The sequence below is a fragment of the Ewingella sp. CoE-038-23 genome, from assembly GCF_040419245.1.
Taxonomy (GTDB): Bacteria; Pseudomonadota; Gammaproteobacteria; order Enterobacterales; family Enterobacteriaceae; genus Ewingella; species Ewingella allii.
Map to the genome: position 1 here is coordinate 4,593,453 of NZ_JAZHOH010000001.1, position 15,907 is coordinate 4,609,359.

Consider the following 15,907-nt stretch of genomic DNA (forward strand, 5'->3'; position numbering starts at 1 on the left):
CACGCCTTTCTTGCCTTGCTGGGGAAAATACCAAAGAATAAGCAACAAAAAGTGCAGAGCGTTGTCCAAATCGACTCATGGACACACTACATTATGTATTATTCCGTGCGAATGGGTCATTTGGCCCCAACAGTTTTCATCAGGCATGTTTTATGACAAAACCCGCATTTATCATCACGATTGACACCGAAGGCGACAATCTTTGGCAAAATCATGAGCATATTCTCACGAAGAACACGCATTTTTTGCCGCGTTTTCAGGCATTGTGTGAGCGTTATGGCTTCAAGCCGGTCTACCTCACCAATTATGAAATGGCGAAAGATGCCGAGTACGTGGAGTTTGCTCGTGACGTGATTGCCCGTGGTCAGGGCGAAGTGGGTATGCATCTTCATGCCTGGAACAGCCCACCTATCTCTCCGCTGACGGATGATGACTGGCGTCATAAGCCTTATCTTATCGAATTCCCTCGTGAAGAAATCCGAGCGAAAGTCGAGTATATGACGCGGTTGCTGGAAGATGCATTCGAGACAAAAATGCTGAGTCACCGCGCGGGTCGCTGGGCGATGAATGAGTATTATGCTTCATTGCTGCTGGAATTCGGTTATCAGGTCGATTGTTCGGTCACGCCGAAGGTGAACTGGCAGACTTCGCCTGGCGCGCCCGAGGGCAAAGGCGGGACGGACTATCGCCATTTTCCATCTCATTCCTATTTTATCGATCCGGAAAATATTGCCCAATCAGGCCAGTCAACGCTGCTCGAAGTCCCAATGAGTATCCAGTATAAATATCCACATTGGATTAATGGCTTAAAGCAGGGCATTAACGCACTGCGCGGCAAGAAGCGTCCTGATTCTGTGCATTGGCTGCGCCCTTCGGGCGGCAATGCCGAAAACATGAAGCGGGTTGCTGCCAAAAGTCTGCAGCAGGGCCACGATTTTGTTGAGTTTATGCTCCATTCCTCTGAATTTATGCCCGGCGGCAGCCCGACGTTTAAGACGCCAGAGGATATTGAGATCTTGTATCAGGATTTAGAAAGTTTGTTTGAATGGCTTAAGGAACGTACCCAAGGTATGACGCTGGCAGAATATTATCAGACGAAAGTGAATCAAGATGTCTAAAAAGTGGAAAGTAAAGTTAACCAATTGGTTCTTGCGTCGTTACGTTCCAAGAAAAGGTAGATTGCTCGATAAATCTACCCTGAATGCACAAACGCATTTCGACAGCATTGTGATTTATTCTACGACGGCACTGGGTGATTTTATGTTTAACACCCCAGCAATTCGTGAAGTTAGACAGCGTTATCCGAACGCTTATATCACCCTGGTTGCTCATAAAAAAAATCAGCAACTGGTGGAAAATGGCATTCATTACGATCGCGTTGTTTATTGGGATAACAAGATTAAATCATTGCCTGTTCTAGTTAAGTCACTGAAAGAACATCAGCCTGACCTGGCTTTGATTCTCCATTCTCATCTGCCTTATGATGTCATTAGCGCCGTCATGGCGGGCGTTAAATATATAATTAGAGATAATTATATGAATGGTATTAGCGGGCTCGAAGAGTGGCTTTCAAATTATGTATTTTATTATTACGGTCACTTCGTACGTAGAAAAATGGAACTCGTCAGTGTACTGGGGTGCGATCCGAATGCTGTCGCAATGGAAATTCCCTCGCCTTATCAGCCCGGAATAAAAGATCCCGACGCGACGGTCATTGGTATGCAAATTGGCGCTTCCACTGAGTCGCGTTGCTGGCCGATAGCTCATTTCGCTAAGCTGATTGATATGATTGCTCAGCGTCACTCGGCGGTCAAAATAGTACTGATTGGCGGGGGCACTGACACAGCTCGCGGTGAAGAACTGCTTCGCCAGCTTTCTGATAAAAATAAAGAAATCGTGACTAATCAAATTGGGAAGACTGACTTACAGCAGCTGATCACTTTGATTGATGGTTTTGATGTTTTAGTCACCGGCGATACCGGCCCATTGCATCTTGCCGTGGGTGTGAAGACCAAAACCATCAGCCTGTTTGTTACCGCAGATTCAAGATCTACTGGTCCTATCCAGGATACTGAGTTGCATCGGATCATTCAGGTATCACGGACCGGCTACACCATAGATTTGGAAGAAATTAGCCCTATGGGGGTTATTCAGCCTGAGCGAGTCTATGCTGAACTGGTTTCACACGTTGGGCTAAAAAATAAACAGTGAGAGCAATTATCGTCTAAGTCTTACGTGATAATTTATTTTCGAGATGAAAGTATCCATGAATGGATACTTCATCTGGTAATATTTCTTTTTAGAAAGAGATGTGTTTTTGCATAGCTCGGCAGCGAGTTTGAAAAGCGCGATATTTTCAGGCGTATAATAGTAATAACCATATACTTTCTTAGTCATTTTTTTTGCTTCAATAAAGCAATTTTCAATCATTGGCGCGACAATCTCCGCAACTTTATCGCGATTTGGACATGTTTGGATATATGCAAGCATCTTACTCATCGCGAATAAGATATCATCAATGTCTTTGGCTTGAATATTTCTCGTAATACCTGAGTTATTGACCCGATAGTAATAAAGTACTTTGTCTATATGAGCAATTTTCTTGGTTTTAAAATATTGGAAGGGCGTGAAAATCACGTCTTCGTAACGACAGCCATTCTCAAAACTCTCTCCATTGAGTATTTCCCTGCGGAAGATCCTGCTCCACAGATGCCAGTTTGAACGCTCAAATACCGGCTTTAAGTAATAACTTTCGGGCTGCAAGCAGTCATAGGGTATACAGCGATGTGTTTCATCTGAAACACCCGGTGGCACGGTGTCGGTGAATTGCAGGAAGTTGAAATCGATAATATCAAACTCACCTTGATGTAAATAAGGTGCTAGCGTCGCATAGTAATCCGGGCTCAGAATATCATCGCCATCCAAAAAGGTGATATAGGTGCCTTTTGCATGATGTAAACCTACATTTCGCGTCGCCGCAATGCCTTGATTTTCGTGGCTGATGAAAGAGAAGTTAGAGGCCTTCAGCGTCTGAAGGAGACGATCCACTAAAGTCTTAGAGTTATCTGTAGACCCATCATCAATTATAACAACCTCAACATCGTCATTGATTTGAGAAAACAAGGATCGTAATGCATCTACAATGAAGTTTTCATTATTGTAAAAAGGAACGATAACTGATAACAATGGTTGCTTAGACAACGACATTTTTCTCATTTTCCCGAAGCTGCGACTGTTTTTTTATCGCCGTATTACCAATTAATACACTCAAAATTGTCGCAAGTCCAAAGATTGCAGCTGCTTCGGAGCTAAAGAACAGTACATCACTTAAACCGTAGGTCATCATGGCTAATGTTATCGCCAAGAGAGCGGCATTTTTTTGTACTCTAAACGCAAGGATTAACAACGCTATATACAGCGCTAATAAGAGAATCACCCCCCAAACGCCACGAAGAGAGTAGTTATCAATAATCTCATTATGCAGGTGAATAGTTACATAGGGTACGGCATCTGCTAATTCGGGGTCTTTAAGTGCTATCGCGGCGATATCCTTACCGCGTTGTTCAGCCGATTGGCCAAGTAAATGTTTATTACCGGTAATAATTCCCGCTTTCAACATCGCGATCCGATCCCCCACTGAGTTTTCACGCGTCGAGATCGATTGTTGAGCTATATCTGCTCTAAATGCTGCTATTCTTTTTTCAATAACATCTTTAAGAAAGTAAGAGCTTAAGGCTATCAGTACAACCACGGCTATGCCGTAAGTGTATTTCTGTTTCGTCGAGACGTTTCTAGAAAAGGTGAACATCAATACACTGACTACTGGGAAAACAAGTATTGCTGCGCGTGTCTCTGTATGAATAATTGAAACGAAGCTAATTAAGAAGCCCAAAGAAAAGAAGATGGCATTGAATTTGTTTTTAAGCTGAAGTAGGGAATAGAGCATTAAAATATTAATGGCCGTTATTATATAAGCTGCAACGGTTGCTCTATCAAAATTTAACTCAATACGTAAAGAGGTAGCATGCATCGACTGGTATATAGCGTAACCGTTTACAGCGATGCCCAAGGTGATAAGTGCTGGAATAAGCCAGTTTTTTACTTTTAACTGCTCATTAAGTGCAATGAGTAATATAAATCCTGTTGCAATTAATATTTTCCCAGTTACAAAATATGCCCGATAGAGGTCAATGTATTCGTCAGGTTTTTTGAAAGCTTCAACCCAAAAAAGGTTGGCAAGTCCTAGCACCACAAAGGACAGAGGGGCTAATAATAAACACTTTTGACGAGTGTAGTATTTGAAGTTAAAAATAAGCGCAATAAAAGCAATGTAGCTGGTGATAAACAAAATGTTGCGGCCGTTGCCCCAGTCAAATGAAACAGTACAAATGCTGAGCAGGCATCCAAAATATATCGCGTAACTAAAAATTGGATGAGGCGTTTCTCTTCTGATCATCTATTTATATTCCAAATAGCCTATTCTTCGGCAACGTAACGAGCGAGGATAGCTTCAAACTGTTTTTTGAAGGCGCTGTAATCTAAAGATTGCGTTGTGAACCTGTGCGCGTTTTCTCGTAATTTTTGATAGTTAGGTTCTTGAATCATTTGTTCAAACGCATCTGCACACTCTAAATGACAAAGCAGTTTTGGTGTAACTAATTTATCTTCAAGCGGATCATAAACCTCATAAGGGAAATCAACTTTAATCCCCGTCAGTTTTTGGTGCTCTGCAACGCTGACTTTAGGGACTAATCCCAGCCCACACTCTTTATCTTTCACAGCCTCGGGCTGCCCATCCACAAAGGGAAAAATAACCGGCACGCTAAAATAGAGCGCCTCAACGCAGGAGAGACCAAATGGCTCGGTCACCGGCGTGCTCATGTAGACATCGGTGCGATTGAAGAATTCACTCACATTGTCCTGAAAACCGCTAAAGGTAACGTGATTTTTCAACTCAAGCCTTTCAGTCAACTCTTCCAGCAATTGCCGGTCTGGACCTTTACCGGCAATCTCCAGTTTCACCTTGTGACCACGGTTGAGCAACTCGCGCATCATGAGAAGCGAGACGCTGATTCCTTTTAGTGTGACCAATCTTGAGGCAGTACCAATCCGAACAGTCTCAGGCAGCGTTTTGGCTTCGTAATGTACGCCGGGTGGTGTTTCAATTCTGTTCGGTACCACTTCACATGCAATCGGCAAGTTGAATCGTAGCTCCATCACGCGTTTCGAGGCCCATGAGGCAGACATCACGCCATCTAACATAGCGAAGAAGCCCAAGGTTTTGCTGTTTTTGGGATAGCGCCACGAACAGCCATGATCGTAATAAATGAACTTTCCGCGTTTCGGTTTTGCGGCAAGTACTGGCACTAAGTCCCATACGACAATCACATCAGCATTGGCTTTTTCGATTTTATGTTTAAGTACAAACTTTCGCAAAAACTGAGGGTAACGCGTTGAGAAGCCGTTGAATATCCGGTTGGCATATGACACTTTTTTTCCGGCCAGCTTTTTCTCTATTTCGCTGCCTACCTGACTGTTTATACAAAGAATCTCATTAATGTTGTCAGGATCATTATTAATGTATTGAAGGAAAAGGCGTTCAACGCCTCCCATCTTTTCCAAATTAATAACATGCAGCTTCTTCATTAGCGTTGCCCACCTAAAGCTTCAAATACCCTCGCCGCCGAAATAGACGACATGTCCTTGTCTTCCGCAGTTAAAGACTGCTGATTCTTGCCATAACCGCCAATCAATCCTGGGTCGGTCGGGCCATAAATCGTAATGTTAGGCCTATCGAGGGCCGCGGTGAGGTGGCTCAAGCCGGTATCTACTGACACCACGGCTTTCGCGCCGGCCAGCACGCTGGCGACCTGTTCGAGACTCATCTTCGGCAGTACCACGACGTGCTCGAAACCCTCCGCCAGACGGCAAGCGCGCTGATGTTCGTGCTCCGCGCCCCAAGGCAGTTTAATCACAATGTCCTGATTGCTGAATAAACCAATCAGCTCGCGCCAGTGACTTTCAGGCCAGTGCTTATCGGCTCGCGTGGTGGCGTGAAGGAAAACCAGATAGCGGTTGGCATCGGCAGGCGGGTTTGCCAAAAAGCGTGCAGCGATAGCGTAATCGCCCTGAGTCTCTGGCTTCTCATAGCCAAGGCTTTTGGCGAACAGCTCGCGCGTACGCTCGACGGCGTGCTGCTGCTTGCTTATCTCGTGGCGTTGGTTGAAAAACCAGCTGGCGAAAGGCTCGCGGGCGCTTTTGGCGTCTTGCCCATGTTTACGGCCCTTGGCGACGCGGGTGATCAGCGCCGCGCTCTTGATTAAGCCCTGTGCGTCAATCACCGCATCATAGGTGCGCGATTGCAGTTCTCTTTTGAAATCACAGCGTTGCTGACGCGTTTCCGAGCCAAACCAGTTTTTTCTCCAGCGACGAATGGCCACCGGGATAACGCGATCGACAGCCGGGTGCCAGCTAGGAATTTGTGCAAACCCTTCTTCCACCACCCAATCGAATGAGATACCCGGAATGGCGTTCATCGCATCAGTTAACGCAGGAAGGGTGTGCAGGACGTCGCCCATTGATGATGTTTTGACAATCAGTACCCGCATTACAAATCCTTTCCTGAAACCAATAGCTGCGACAACTCTTGATATACCTGCTCGGGTTGAATGTCGATCAGACTTTGATGATAACCCTGCTCGGCATCCCCTTTACGCACCTTGTGATAGCCGGTGATCAGGCGAATCACTTTGGCATGCTGGCTGAGCGGCGGGGTGAAGTCAGGGCTGCTCGGGCCATAGAGTGCGACCATCGGCTTGTTCAGCGCGGCTGCGACGTGCATCAGGCCTGAGTCATTGCTGACTACTGCCTGACAGGCGGCAATCAGCACTACGGCCTGATCGAGCGAGGTTTTCCCCGCCAGATTGAGGCACAGCGCCTGCGCGGAATCCGTCAGCGCAGCGCGAATATCTTCACCCGCCGGATGGTCTTTTGCCGAGCCAAAAAGCACCACTTGATAGCCATCGGCAATCAACTTTTCGGCCAATGCGGCGTAGTGGTAGTGCGGCCAGCGTTTCGCCGGGCCAAACTCGGCGCCGGGGCAGAAGCCAATCACCGGCCTTGCAGCAGACAGCGCGAAGGCCTGGCTGACGTTGGCGACTTCGGTCTCCGTGACGCGTAACTGCGGCCACAGCAGAGGCTGAGGCAGGTCGGCCGCAGAGTGAATCTGCTTGGCGTCATAGGCCAGCGCCACGTAGCGCTGAACCATCAAGGGAAAAGCGGGCTTATCCAGTACGCGAATATCATTGAGCAGGCCGTAGCGCATCTCGCCTCGCCAGCCGGTTCTTTGCGGAACCTTGGCGAAGAAGGGCACCAGTGCGGACTTGAAGGAGTTAGGCAGAACGAAGGCGCGCTGGTAGTGATTTTCACGCAGGGCAACGCCCAAACGCCGACGCTCACCCAGTTCCAGTGCCCCGTGCCCTAGAGGCATCGGCAGGGCGCGGCTAACTTCTGGCATTCTGTCGAGCAGCGGACGGCACCAGGCCGGTGCCATCACGTCGATTTCTGCCGCTGGCTCAATGGCCTTGATGGTGCGGTAAAGACTTTGCGACATCATCATGTCGCCCACCCAAGAAGGGCCAATGACCAGCATTTTCATTACTTACACATTCCTTAACTCAACACTGAGTATCAGACCGCGCGGTTAAGCCACGTCATGTATTCAGCCACGCCTTCGGCAACGGTTTTGAACGGTTTGTCATAACCCGCGGCGCGCAATGCAGACATATCAGCCTGAGTGAAAGACTGGTAGCGGCCTTTCAGTTTTTCAGGGAATGGAATGGTTTCAATTTGGCCTTTCTGGTGATGTTCGATCACGGCTTCCGCCACGGCCTGGAAGGACTCTGAACGGCCGGTCCCGCAGTTGAATATGCCGGAAACGCCATTCTGCCAGAACCACAGGTTCACTGCGGCGACGTCACCCACGTAGATGAAGTCACGTTTGAAATCTTCACTGCCAGCGAACAGTTTTGGATTCTCGCCCGCGTTGATCTGGTTGTTCAGATGGTAAGCCACGCTGGCCATGCTGCCTTTGTGGCCTTCGCGCGGCCCATAGACGTTGAAGTAACGGAAACCACAAATCTGTGACTGGGCGTGCGGCAGAATTTCACGCACATATTGGTCGAACAGGAATTTGGAGTAGCCATAGACGTTCAGCGGCTGTTCGTATTTACGGTCTTCCACAAAGCTGGTGCTCTGGCTGCCGTAGGTGGCCGCAGAAGAGGCGTAGAGGAACGGAATTTCGCGCTCAAGGCAGAAGTGCAGCAGGTCTTTGGAGTACTGATAGTTGTTATCCATCATGTACTTGCCATCCCACTCGGTGGTGGATGAGCAGGCACCTTCATGGAAAATTGCGTCGATATCACCAAGGTCATCCCCGGCAACGATGCTGGCGATGAAGTCTTCTTTGTCGCAATAATCAGCAATATCGAGGTCAACCAGATTGACGAACTTGGTGCCGTCTTTCAGGTTATCGACCACTAAAATATCGCGATATCCCATATCATTAAGCGATTTAATAATGTTGCTGCCGATAAAACCAGCGCCGCCAGTGACGATTATCATGAGACTCACCTTTAATCATTTAGAAAACCGCGCACCATGCGCGGTCTATTCAGTTGGCAATATCATAACACTTCATTATGTCAGTCACATTCGGAAGCTATCTGATTCGTTGGATTCTAGTGCATCAGGGCTTAAGGCGTGAACTATGCTACAAAATAAAGAAATTCTGACAGCTTCACTCGTTATTCGTTAGCCGGATTAGTAATGTGTCTGACGAATGAGTCATTTTCAGGAGATAACGTTATGTCCGCTTCGTTTTACCGCCAACTGGAAGAAGAACTTGATCAGGCGCGTGCCGATGGTCTGTTCAAGGAAGAGCGAATTTTGACCTCAGCACAGCAGGCGGAAATTACCGTTGCTGGTGGTGAACCGGTCATCAATTTCTGTGCTAACAACTACCTTGGACTCGCCAACCACCCTGAGCTTATCGCCGCCGCCAAGGCCGGTTTAGACAGCCACGGTTTCGGTATGGCCTCGGTACGCTTTATCTGCGGCACCCAAGATGCCCATAAAGAGCTGGAAAGTCGCTTGGCCGACTTCCTCTGCATGGACGACGCCATTCTCTATTCTTCCTGCTTCGATGCCAACGGCGGCCTGTTCGAAACGCTGCTGGGGCCTGAAGACGCCATTATTTCGGATGCACTGAATCATGCGTCGATCATCGACGGCGTGCGCCTGTGCAAAGCCAAGCGCTATCGCTACGCCAACAACGATTTAGCCGAACTCGAAGCCCGTCTCGAGCAGGCCAAAGCCGAGGGCGCGCGACATATCATGATCGCCACCGACGGCGTATTCTCCATGGATGGCGTGATTGCCAACCTGAACGGGATTTGCGATTTGGCCGAGCGTTTTGACGCGCTGGTGATGGTCGATGACTCCCACGCCGTGGGCTTTGTCGGCGAGCACGGTCGCGGCACCCACGAATATTGCGACGTGATTGGTCGCGTGGACATCATCACCGGCACCCTCGGCAAAGCCATGGGCGGCGCGTCTGGCGGCTACACCGCGGGGCGCAAAGAGGTGATTGACTGGCTGCGCCAGCGCTCGCGCCCGTATCTGTTCTCCAACTCACTGGCACCTTCCATCGTCGCCGCCTCGCTGAAAGTGCTCTCCATGCTGGAACAGGGCAGTGAACTGCGCCAGAAGCTGATGAGCAACGCCCAGCTGTTCCGCGAGAAAATGACCGCCGCCGGTTTCACGCTGGCTGGCGCTGACCACGCGATCATCCCGGTGATGCTGGGCGAAGCGAAGCTGGCGCAAGAGTTTGCGGCGGCCTTGCAGCACGAAGGCATCTACGTCACCGGCTTCTTCTTCCCGGTGGTACCAAAAGGTCAGGCGCGCATTCGCACCCAGATGTCTGCCGCGCACAGCACCGAACAAATCGAAAAGGCGGTGGACGCCTTCACCCGTATTGGTAAAAAGCTTGGCGTGATTGCCTGAGGAACCTACATGAAAGCGTTAGCAAAATTAAAGCGTGAAGAAGGTATCTGGATGACGGATGCGCCAGTGCCTGAGCTTGGCCATAACGATCTGCTGATTAAAATTCGTAAAACCGCCATTTGCGGTACTGACGTGCATATCTATAACTGGGATGAATGGTCGCAGAAGACCATCCCGGTGCCGATGGTGGTCGGCCACGAATATGTCGGCGAAGTGGTCGGCATCGGTCAGGAAGTCAAAGGCTTCAACATTGGCGACCGCGTCTCTGGCGAAGGCCACATCACCTGCGGCCACTGCCGCAACTGTCGCGGTGGACGCACCCATCTTTGCCGCAACACGCAGGGCGTCGGGGTGAACCGTCCGGGGGCCTTTGCCGAGTATCTGGTGCTGCCAGCCTTCAACGCCTTCAAAATTCCAGACAACATCTCTGACGACCTCGCCGCCATCTTCGACCCACTGGGCAACGCTGTGCATACCGCGCTCTCCTTCGATTTGGTCGGCGAAGACGTGCTGATCAGCGGCGCTGGCCCGATAGGTATCATGGCGGCGGCAATCTGTAAGCACGTGGGCGCACGCCACGTGGTCATCACTGATATGAATGAATACCGTCTGGATTTGGCGCGCAAAATGGGCGTGACCCGCGCGGTCAACGTCAAAAATGAGACGCTAGAAGAGGTGATGACCGAGCTGGGTATGACCGAAGGCTTTGATGTCGGTCTGGAAATGTCGGGCGCGCCACCGGCCTTCCGTTCCATGCTCAACGCCATGAACCACGGCGGGCGCATCGCGCTGCTGGGTATTCCGCCTTCCGACATGTCGATTGACTGGAATCAGGTGATTTTCAAAGGTCTGTTTATCAAGGGCATTTACGGCCGCGAGATGTTTGAAACCTGGTACAAGATGGCGGCGCTGATCCAGTCTGGTTTGGATCTCACCCCGCTTATCACTCACCATTTCTCTATCGATGATTTCCAGAAAGGCTTTGACGCCATGCGTTCCGGCCAGTCGGGTAAAGTGATTCTAAACTGGGAGTAAGTTCCAACTGCACCAAAGACAAAGGCCAGCATTTGCTGGCCTTTTGCATTGATAACGCAGAGTGTTTTACGGCTTTTGCGGGCTATTCGGCTTGTCGGCAAACCACGTGTTCCACGTGCGCTCAACAAAGGTGACGGCAGGCAGCTGTGCCACGCTCTCACCAATAACCTTGAACATGGTATCGGCATACACCGGCGCCACAGGTTTCTTGCTGGTACAGAGGCGCGCCCCTTTAAACACCGTTTTCGGCGGCGTGACTTTGGTCGGGCTTTTGCCCGGCGGCGCGCTGCGGGTCGGCTCATTCAGCAGATCGCTTGGACGCACCAACACGATATCAGACGGCAAGTTCGGTAACATTTGCTGCAACACGCGCACCGTGGTCGGGTGCGGGTGGCCGATGGCGATGGCATAGCCATTGCGGCGCGCAAGCTGGATGGCGCGCTCAAACTGTTTGCGGATCTCAGCTTCATTCTGCACATCATCTAAAAAGACGTTTCGCTTGATGACGCGCACCTGAGTCCCGGCGGCGGCCTGCACTGACTTGGTATTGCCGATGGTCATACTGTCGAGGAAAAACAGGCTGTGGGCGTTCATCGCCTGCATCACCTTCTCCATACCCGGCAGGCTGGAGGTCATGGCGCTGCCCATATGGTTGTTGATGCCGACGGCGTAAGGGATGCTCTTAATCGCTTGATCCACAATACGTTTCACCTCTTCGCTGCTCATCGACGGCGTTAAGGTATCTTTTTCCAGCGGCTGTTTACTCAGGGGCGCCATCGGCAGGTGGATCAGGATCTCACGGCCCTGCTGGTGGGCTTTCTCCATCATGATGTGCGAATCGGGCGCATTGGGGAAAATCGCGATGGAGACGGCCTTGGGCATCTGCAACACCTGATTTTCATTCTGTTGGCGGTAACCAAAATCATCAATAAGGATGGCTAATTTCGCTGCCTGAGCCTGACAGGCAAACAGGACGGTGCCGCACAGCGCGGCTAAAACGGACTTTTTATATCGCAATGCTATCTTCCCAACCACGGCTGTGGGTTAACGGCCTGGCCCTGACGACGAATTTCAAAATACAGCGATGGCTGGCCCTGACCTCCGCTGGTACCCACCAGTGCAATGGCTTGACCGGATTTAACCTGATCACCCACGTTCACCAGCGCGCTTTGGTTGTAACCATAAAGGCTCATATCACCTTTACCGTGCTCGATAACCACCACCAGACCGTAGCCCTGCAGCCAGTCGGCCAGCAGAACGCGGCCATCGGCGACGGCTTTGACTTCGCTCCCTTCCCGAGCCGAAATCACGATGCCTTTCCAGCGTAGCTCACCCTGCAGCTGTTCGCCGAATCGGTGCAGAATAGAGCCGCGAACTGGCCAAATATCTTGCCCCGCTGGGCGACCCAGCCCGCCGGTACGCGACACCAGCGCCTGCTCGCCCTGCGTCGGTTTGTAGGTGGAGCCCTTCTTCTTGGCTTGCTGCTCTTTGGCGCGAATAGCCGCGGCCTCTTTGGCCTCTTTCTCTGCGCGAGCGCGGGCGGCGCGCTCGGCGGCGGCAATCTTGTCACGCAGGCGCGTTTCGTTGGCCTTCAGTTCGGACAGGCTCTGCTCGTCTTTTTGCAATGAGCTTTCCAGCGAACTTAGCGTCTGTTTACGCGCTGCGCGGGCCTGTTCGAGCTTTTGCTGCTGGCTCTGCTGCTCGCTCAGTAAGCTTTTCTGCTGGGTCTGTTTGGCTTCCAGCGAGACGCGCTGCGCGGCCAGCGTGGTGCGCGTTTGCTTAAGCTGCTCGATAGACTTCTGACGGGCTTGGTTGAAATAGCCGAAATAGGCCAAAATGCGTTCACTGCGCTCGCTCTCTTCGCCACTCAACAGCAGTTGTAACCCACTGTGCTGACCGACGCGGAAGGCGGCATCCAGCTGTTTCGCCAGAATTTCTTCTTGGCTTTTTTGCTGTTTTTGCAGTTTGTCTATCGAGGCATTTAAATTGGCGATGTCTTTATTGAGGGTGGCGAGGGTCGATTGAGTATCACGTAGCCCACGGCTGGCCGAGGCGATGATCTTTTCCTGCGCCTGAAGCTGATCCTGCAACGAGCTGCGCTGCTGTTTCTGCTGCTTAACGCTTTTCTCTTTTTCGGCGATGCTTTGCTGGAGAGTTTTGAGCTGGTCTTTATTGTCGTCAGCGTGAGCAACAAAAGCAGGAACGAGTAACGAGGCGCAAAGCAAAAATGCGGACGCCGGGCTGCCTGATGTCGTCTTATCATTAATAGAAAGACGATTTTTCATTGCGCTGAAATTGATGAATTTGCTCAAACTTTTTCCTGCTTGCCGACCGTGGATGATAGACAATCTGGCTGTCCTTCAGGTTATCGTACCACTAATCAACAGCCTGATGCACAAACAAAAAAGGCGTACTAGCCGCGCTAATACGCCTTAAAACTGTAGTGCATAACCGACGTCCTTTAAATGGCCGCAATGCTTAAAATGCGGCCCGTTTAGACGTCGTTCAGGACTATTTAACGATAAATAGCGGCTTACCGCTCATTTCCGCTGGGGTTTTCATACCCATCAGCGACAGCATGGTTGGCGCGATATCGGAAAGCTTGCCGCCTTCGACCACCTGCGCGTCTGCGCCGATATAAATCAACGGCACCGGCAGATTGGTGTGCGCGGTGTGCGCCTGCCCTGTTGCCGGGTCGCGCATTTGTTCGGCATTACCGTGATCGGCCGTCACTAGTAGCTGGCCGCCCACCTGTTTCACCGCCTCGACCACTTTGCCAATGCACTCATCCAGCGTTTCCACTGCTTTTACCGCCGCTTCATACACGCCGCTGTGACCCACCATGTCGCCATTTGGATAGTTACAGATGATGGTGTCGTACTTGCCGCTGCCAATGGCGGTGAGCAGTTTGTCGGTCAGTTCCGCCGAGCTCATTTCCGGCTGCAAATCATAAGTTGCGACATTCGGCGACTTAATCAGAATGCGATCTTCACCGGCGAACGGGTCTTCCATGCCGCCGTTGAAGAAGAAGGTGACGTGAGCATATTTCTCCGTTTCGGAGATGCGTAGCTGGGTTTTGTTGTGGGCCATCAGCCACTCGCCCAAGGTGTTTTTCAGTGAAGCGGGTGGATAGGCGCACTCGGCATCGATATCGGCGGCGTATTCCGTCAGCATCACGAAATCGCCGAAGTTAATCACCTTTTCGCGGGTGAAGCCGTCAAAGTCGGGGCTGATAAATGCGCGGGTGATTTCACGCGCACGGTCGGCACGGAAGTTCATGAAAATCATCGCGTCGCCGTCTTCCAGCGCGGCATCGGCTTCGCCCGCGCGGCGCAGCACGGTGGCTTTGACGAACTCATCGTTTTCATCGCGAGCATAGGCGGCTTGCAGGGCTTCCACGGCGTTATCGGCGGTGAACGCGCCTTTGGCCTGCGTCATCAGATCATAAGCTTGCTGCACGCGGTCCCAGCGATTATCGCGGTCCATGGCGTAATAACGGCCAATAATGGAGGCGATACGGCCAGTGCCCAACTGCTGGAATTTTTCGCTAAAGCGCTGGAGTGAGCTTTCGGCGCTGCGTGGCGGGGTGTCGCGACCGTCGAGGAAAGCGTGCAGATAAATGGCTTTTGCGCCGCGACGATGGGCCAGTTCAATCATCGCCATGATGTGGTCTTCGTGGCTGTGAACCCCGCCCGCAGAGAGCAGGCCCATGATGTGCACGGCTTTACCCGCGGCTACGGCGCGGTCGACAGCCCCGGCCAGCACGGCATTTTCGAAGAAATCACCTTCTTTAATTTCTTTATCGAGGCGAGTCAGGTCTTGATAAACGATACGTCCCGCCCCCAGATTGACATGACCGACTTCGGAATTGCCCATTTGGCCGTCGGGCAAGCCAACGTCCAGACCTGAGGCGGCGATCAGCGTGTGCGGGTAAGTCTGCCACAGGCTATCCATCACCGGCGTTTTGGCATTCAGAACGGCGTTGTCTTGTGATTCCTCGCGGTGCCCGTAGCCGTCCAGAATCACCAGTACCATAGGTTTTTTGTTGCTCGACATGTCAAAAGCCTCATTAAAAGAGTAAATGTTGAATAGGCTCGCCGTGGCCCGCAGCACGGGTTTGGCGTGGCTATTCCCACTTTTTGCGAGAGGATTTTACGTCAGAGTGAAAACACAAATAGCCCTGAGAGATCAAAGTTGGGCAATGTATGGATTAACAAGTGGGATAAATGCGTGTTAATTTTCCGAGATATGCCGCAGTTTGTGGCATTAGGAGATGCATACTGGCTGTATTTGCCGCAGCGCGCAGGTATACTCTCAAGCCTTGAATTTTCCCCCAACTGACGGGAGTTGCTACACCCCATGCAAGATATTATGCCGTTCATTAGTGCGCATCCGGTTCTCAGCCTAGCGTGGGTTGCGTTGCTGATTGCAGTAATTGTGACCACCTTTAAGACGCGTTTTTCTAAAGTAAAAGAGATCTCCCGTGGTGAAGCGACCCGCCTGATCAACAAAGAAGACGCCGTTGTGGTTGACGTGCGCGCACGCGAAGAATTCCGTAAAGGCCATATCTCCACGTCTTTAAACGTGTTGAGCGCCGACATTAAGAGCAACAACTTGGGTGAGCTGGTGAAGCATAAAGCACAGCCAGTTATCGTGGTTTGCGCCAACGGCACCTCTTCCCGCGCTGCGGCAGAAGGCTTAGTGAGTGCTGGTTTTGAACAGGTTTATACCCTGAAAGACGGTATCTCTGGCTGGAGCAGCGAAAACCTGCCACTGGCTCGCGGTAAGTAATTGCTTCGAATTACGCAGT

At 50.9% G+C, this 15,907-nt stretch carries 14 protein-coding genes; 5 read left to right on the forward strand and 9 right to left on the reverse strand.

Translation table 11 applies throughout. From position 1 onward, the window contains the following. The first annotated feature begins 152 nt into the window (after positions 1–152). Both V2154_RS22020 and V2154_RS22025 read left to right on the forward strand, forming a co-directional pair. Positions 153–1,118, forward strand: coding sequence for a polysaccharide deacetylase family protein (locus V2154_RS22020; protein ID WP_353503828.1), 966 nt, complete (start codon positions 153–155; stop codon positions 1,116–1,118). After that, positions 1,111–2,211 (forward strand): glycosyltransferase family 9 protein, encoded by a 1,101-nt coding sequence (locus V2154_RS22025; RefSeq protein ID WP_353503829.1) that lies wholly within the window; start codon positions 1,111–1,113, stop codon positions 2,209–2,211. Before V2154_RS22020 ends, V2154_RS22025 begins: the two co-directional genes overlap by 8 nt. 6 nt (positions 2,212–2,217) lie before the next feature. Here the strand turns inward: V2154_RS22025 and V2154_RS22030 are convergent, their stop codons facing one another. Genes V2154_RS22030 through rfaD form a run of 6 tightly spaced genes read right to left on the reverse strand, consistent with a single transcriptional unit; the run spans position 2,218 to position 8,622 of the window. Beyond that, the gene (locus tag V2154_RS22030; protein WP_353503830.1) at positions 2,218–3,201 is read right to left on the reverse strand and encodes a glycosyltransferase family 2 protein; all 984 of its coding nucleotides are present in this window, start codon (positions 3,199–3,201) and stop codon (positions 2,218–2,220) included. Further along, a complete protein-coding gene (locus tag V2154_RS22035; RefSeq protein WP_353503831.1) occupies positions 3,194–4,456 on the reverse strand; it encodes an O-antigen ligase family protein in 1,263 nt (420 codons plus the stop codon). Before V2154_RS22035 ends, V2154_RS22030 begins: the two co-directional genes overlap by 8 nt. Before the next feature lie 20 nt (positions 4,457–4,476). Beyond that, positions 4,477–5,646 (reverse strand): glycosyltransferase, encoded by a 1,170-nt coding sequence (locus tag V2154_RS22040; RefSeq protein WP_353503832.1) that lies wholly within the window; start codon positions 5,644–5,646, stop codon positions 4,477–4,479. Beyond that, entirely contained in the window at positions 5,646–6,608 is a 963-nt protein-coding gene (rfaC, locus tag V2154_RS22045) for a lipopolysaccharide heptosyltransferase RfaC (RefSeq protein WP_353503833.1), read from the reverse strand. The genes V2154_RS22040 and rfaC overlap by 1 nt, the downstream gene beginning before the upstream one ends. After that, complete coding sequence (gene rfaF / locus V2154_RS22050) at positions 6,608–7,657, reverse strand: ADP-heptose--LPS heptosyltransferase RfaF (RefSeq protein WP_353503834.1); 1,050 nt, start codon at positions 7,655–7,657, stop codon at positions 6,608–6,610. Before rfaF ends, rfaC begins: the two co-directional genes overlap by 1 nt. Before the next feature lie 32 nt (positions 7,658–7,689). Further along, a complete protein-coding gene (gene rfaD / locus V2154_RS22055) occupies positions 7,690–8,622 on the reverse strand; it encodes an ADP-glyceromanno-heptose 6-epimerase (protein WP_353503835.1) in 933 nt (310 codons plus the stop codon). Between the two features lie 243 nt (positions 8,623–8,865). Here rfaD and V2154_RS22060 point away from each other — a divergent pair, with 243 nt between their 5' ends. Both V2154_RS22060 and tdh read left to right on the forward strand, forming a co-directional pair. Then, positions 8,866–10,062, forward strand: coding sequence for a glycine C-acetyltransferase (locus V2154_RS22060; protein ID WP_353503836.1), 1,197 nt, complete (start codon positions 8,866–8,868; stop codon positions 10,060–10,062). Positions 10,063–10,071: 9 nt separating this feature from the next. After that, positions 10,072–11,097 carry an L-threonine 3-dehydrogenase gene (gene tdh / locus V2154_RS22065; protein ID WP_034794554.1) on the forward strand — a complete coding sequence of 342 codons (1,026 nt, stop codon included), beginning with the start codon at positions 10,072–10,074 and terminating at the stop codon, positions 11,095–11,097. Between the two features lie 66 nt (positions 11,098–11,163). On the opposite strand, the gene V2154_RS22070 is transcribed toward tdh, so the two are convergent. From V2154_RS22070 to gpmM, 3 genes are all read right to left on the reverse strand, one after another. Then, positions 11,164–12,114 (reverse strand): divergent polysaccharide deacetylase family protein, encoded by a 951-nt coding sequence (locus tag V2154_RS22070; protein ID WP_353503837.1) that lies wholly within the window; start codon positions 12,112–12,114, stop codon positions 11,164–11,166. 2 nt (positions 12,115–12,116) lie between these two features. Then, positions 12,117–13,382, reverse strand: coding sequence for a murein hydrolase activator EnvC (gene envC / locus V2154_RS22075; protein ID WP_353504051.1), 1,266 nt, complete (start codon positions 13,380–13,382; stop codon positions 12,117–12,119). 226 nt (positions 13,383–13,608) lie between these two features. Further along, positions 13,609–15,153, reverse strand: a complete 1,545-nt coding sequence (gpmM, locus tag V2154_RS22080) for a 2,3-bisphosphoglycerate-independent phosphoglycerate mutase (protein ID WP_353503838.1) — start codon at positions 15,151–15,153, stop codon at positions 13,609–13,611. A gap of 303 nt (positions 15,154–15,456) precedes the next feature. Here gpmM and V2154_RS22085 point away from each other — a divergent pair, with 303 nt between their 5' ends. Then, positions 15,457–15,888 carry a rhodanese-like domain-containing protein gene (locus tag V2154_RS22085; RefSeq protein WP_353503839.1) on the forward strand — a complete coding sequence of 144 codons (432 nt, stop codon included), beginning with the start codon at positions 15,457–15,459 and terminating at the stop codon, positions 15,886–15,888. Positions 15,889–15,907 lie beyond the last annotated feature (19 nt).

Excerpts from the sequence above, each read along its gene's own strand:
- rfaF (WP_353503834.1), bottom strand. The coding sequence starts at position 7,657 with ATGAAAATGCTGGTCATTGGCCCTTCTTGGGTGGGCGACATGATGATG.
- V2154_RS22020 (WP_353503828.1), top strand. The coding sequence starts at position 153 with ATGACAAAACCCGCATTTATCATCACGATTGACACCGAAGGCGACAAT.
- envC (WP_353504051.1), bottom strand. The coding sequence starts at position 13,382 with ATGAAAAATCGTCTTTCTATTAATGATAAGACGACATCAGGCAGCCCG.
- gpmM (WP_353503838.1), bottom strand. The coding sequence starts at position 15,153 with ATGTCGAGCAACAAAAAACCTATGGTACTGGTGATTCTGGACGGCTAC.
- V2154_RS22060 (WP_353503836.1), top strand. The coding sequence starts at position 8,866 with ATGTCCGCTTCGTTTTACCGCCAACTGGAAGAAGAACTTGATCAGGCG.
- rfaD (WP_353503835.1), bottom strand. The coding sequence starts at position 8,622 with ATGATAATCGTCACTGGCGGCGCTGGTTTTATCGGCAGCAACATTATT.
- rfaC (WP_353503833.1), bottom strand. The coding sequence starts at position 6,608 with ATGCGGGTACTGATTGTCAAAACATCATCAATGGGCGACGTCCTGCAC.
- V2154_RS22025 (WP_353503829.1), top strand. The coding sequence starts at position 1,111 with ATGTCTAAAAAGTGGAAAGTAAAGTTAACCAATTGGTTCTTGCGTCGT.
- V2154_RS22035 (WP_353503831.1), bottom strand. The coding sequence starts at position 4,456 with ATGATCAGAAGAGAAACGCCTCATCCAATTTTTAGTTACGCGATATAT.
- V2154_RS22085 (WP_353503839.1), top strand. The coding sequence starts at position 15,457 with ATGCAAGATATTATGCCGTTCATTAGTGCGCATCCGGTTCTCAGCCTA.
- tdh (WP_034794554.1), top strand. The coding sequence starts at position 10,072 with ATGAAAGCGTTAGCAAAATTAAAGCGTGAAGAAGGTATCTGGATGACG.
- V2154_RS22040 (WP_353503832.1), bottom strand. The coding sequence starts at position 5,646 with ATGAAGAAGCTGCATGTTATTAATTTGGAAAAGATGGGAGGCGTTGAA.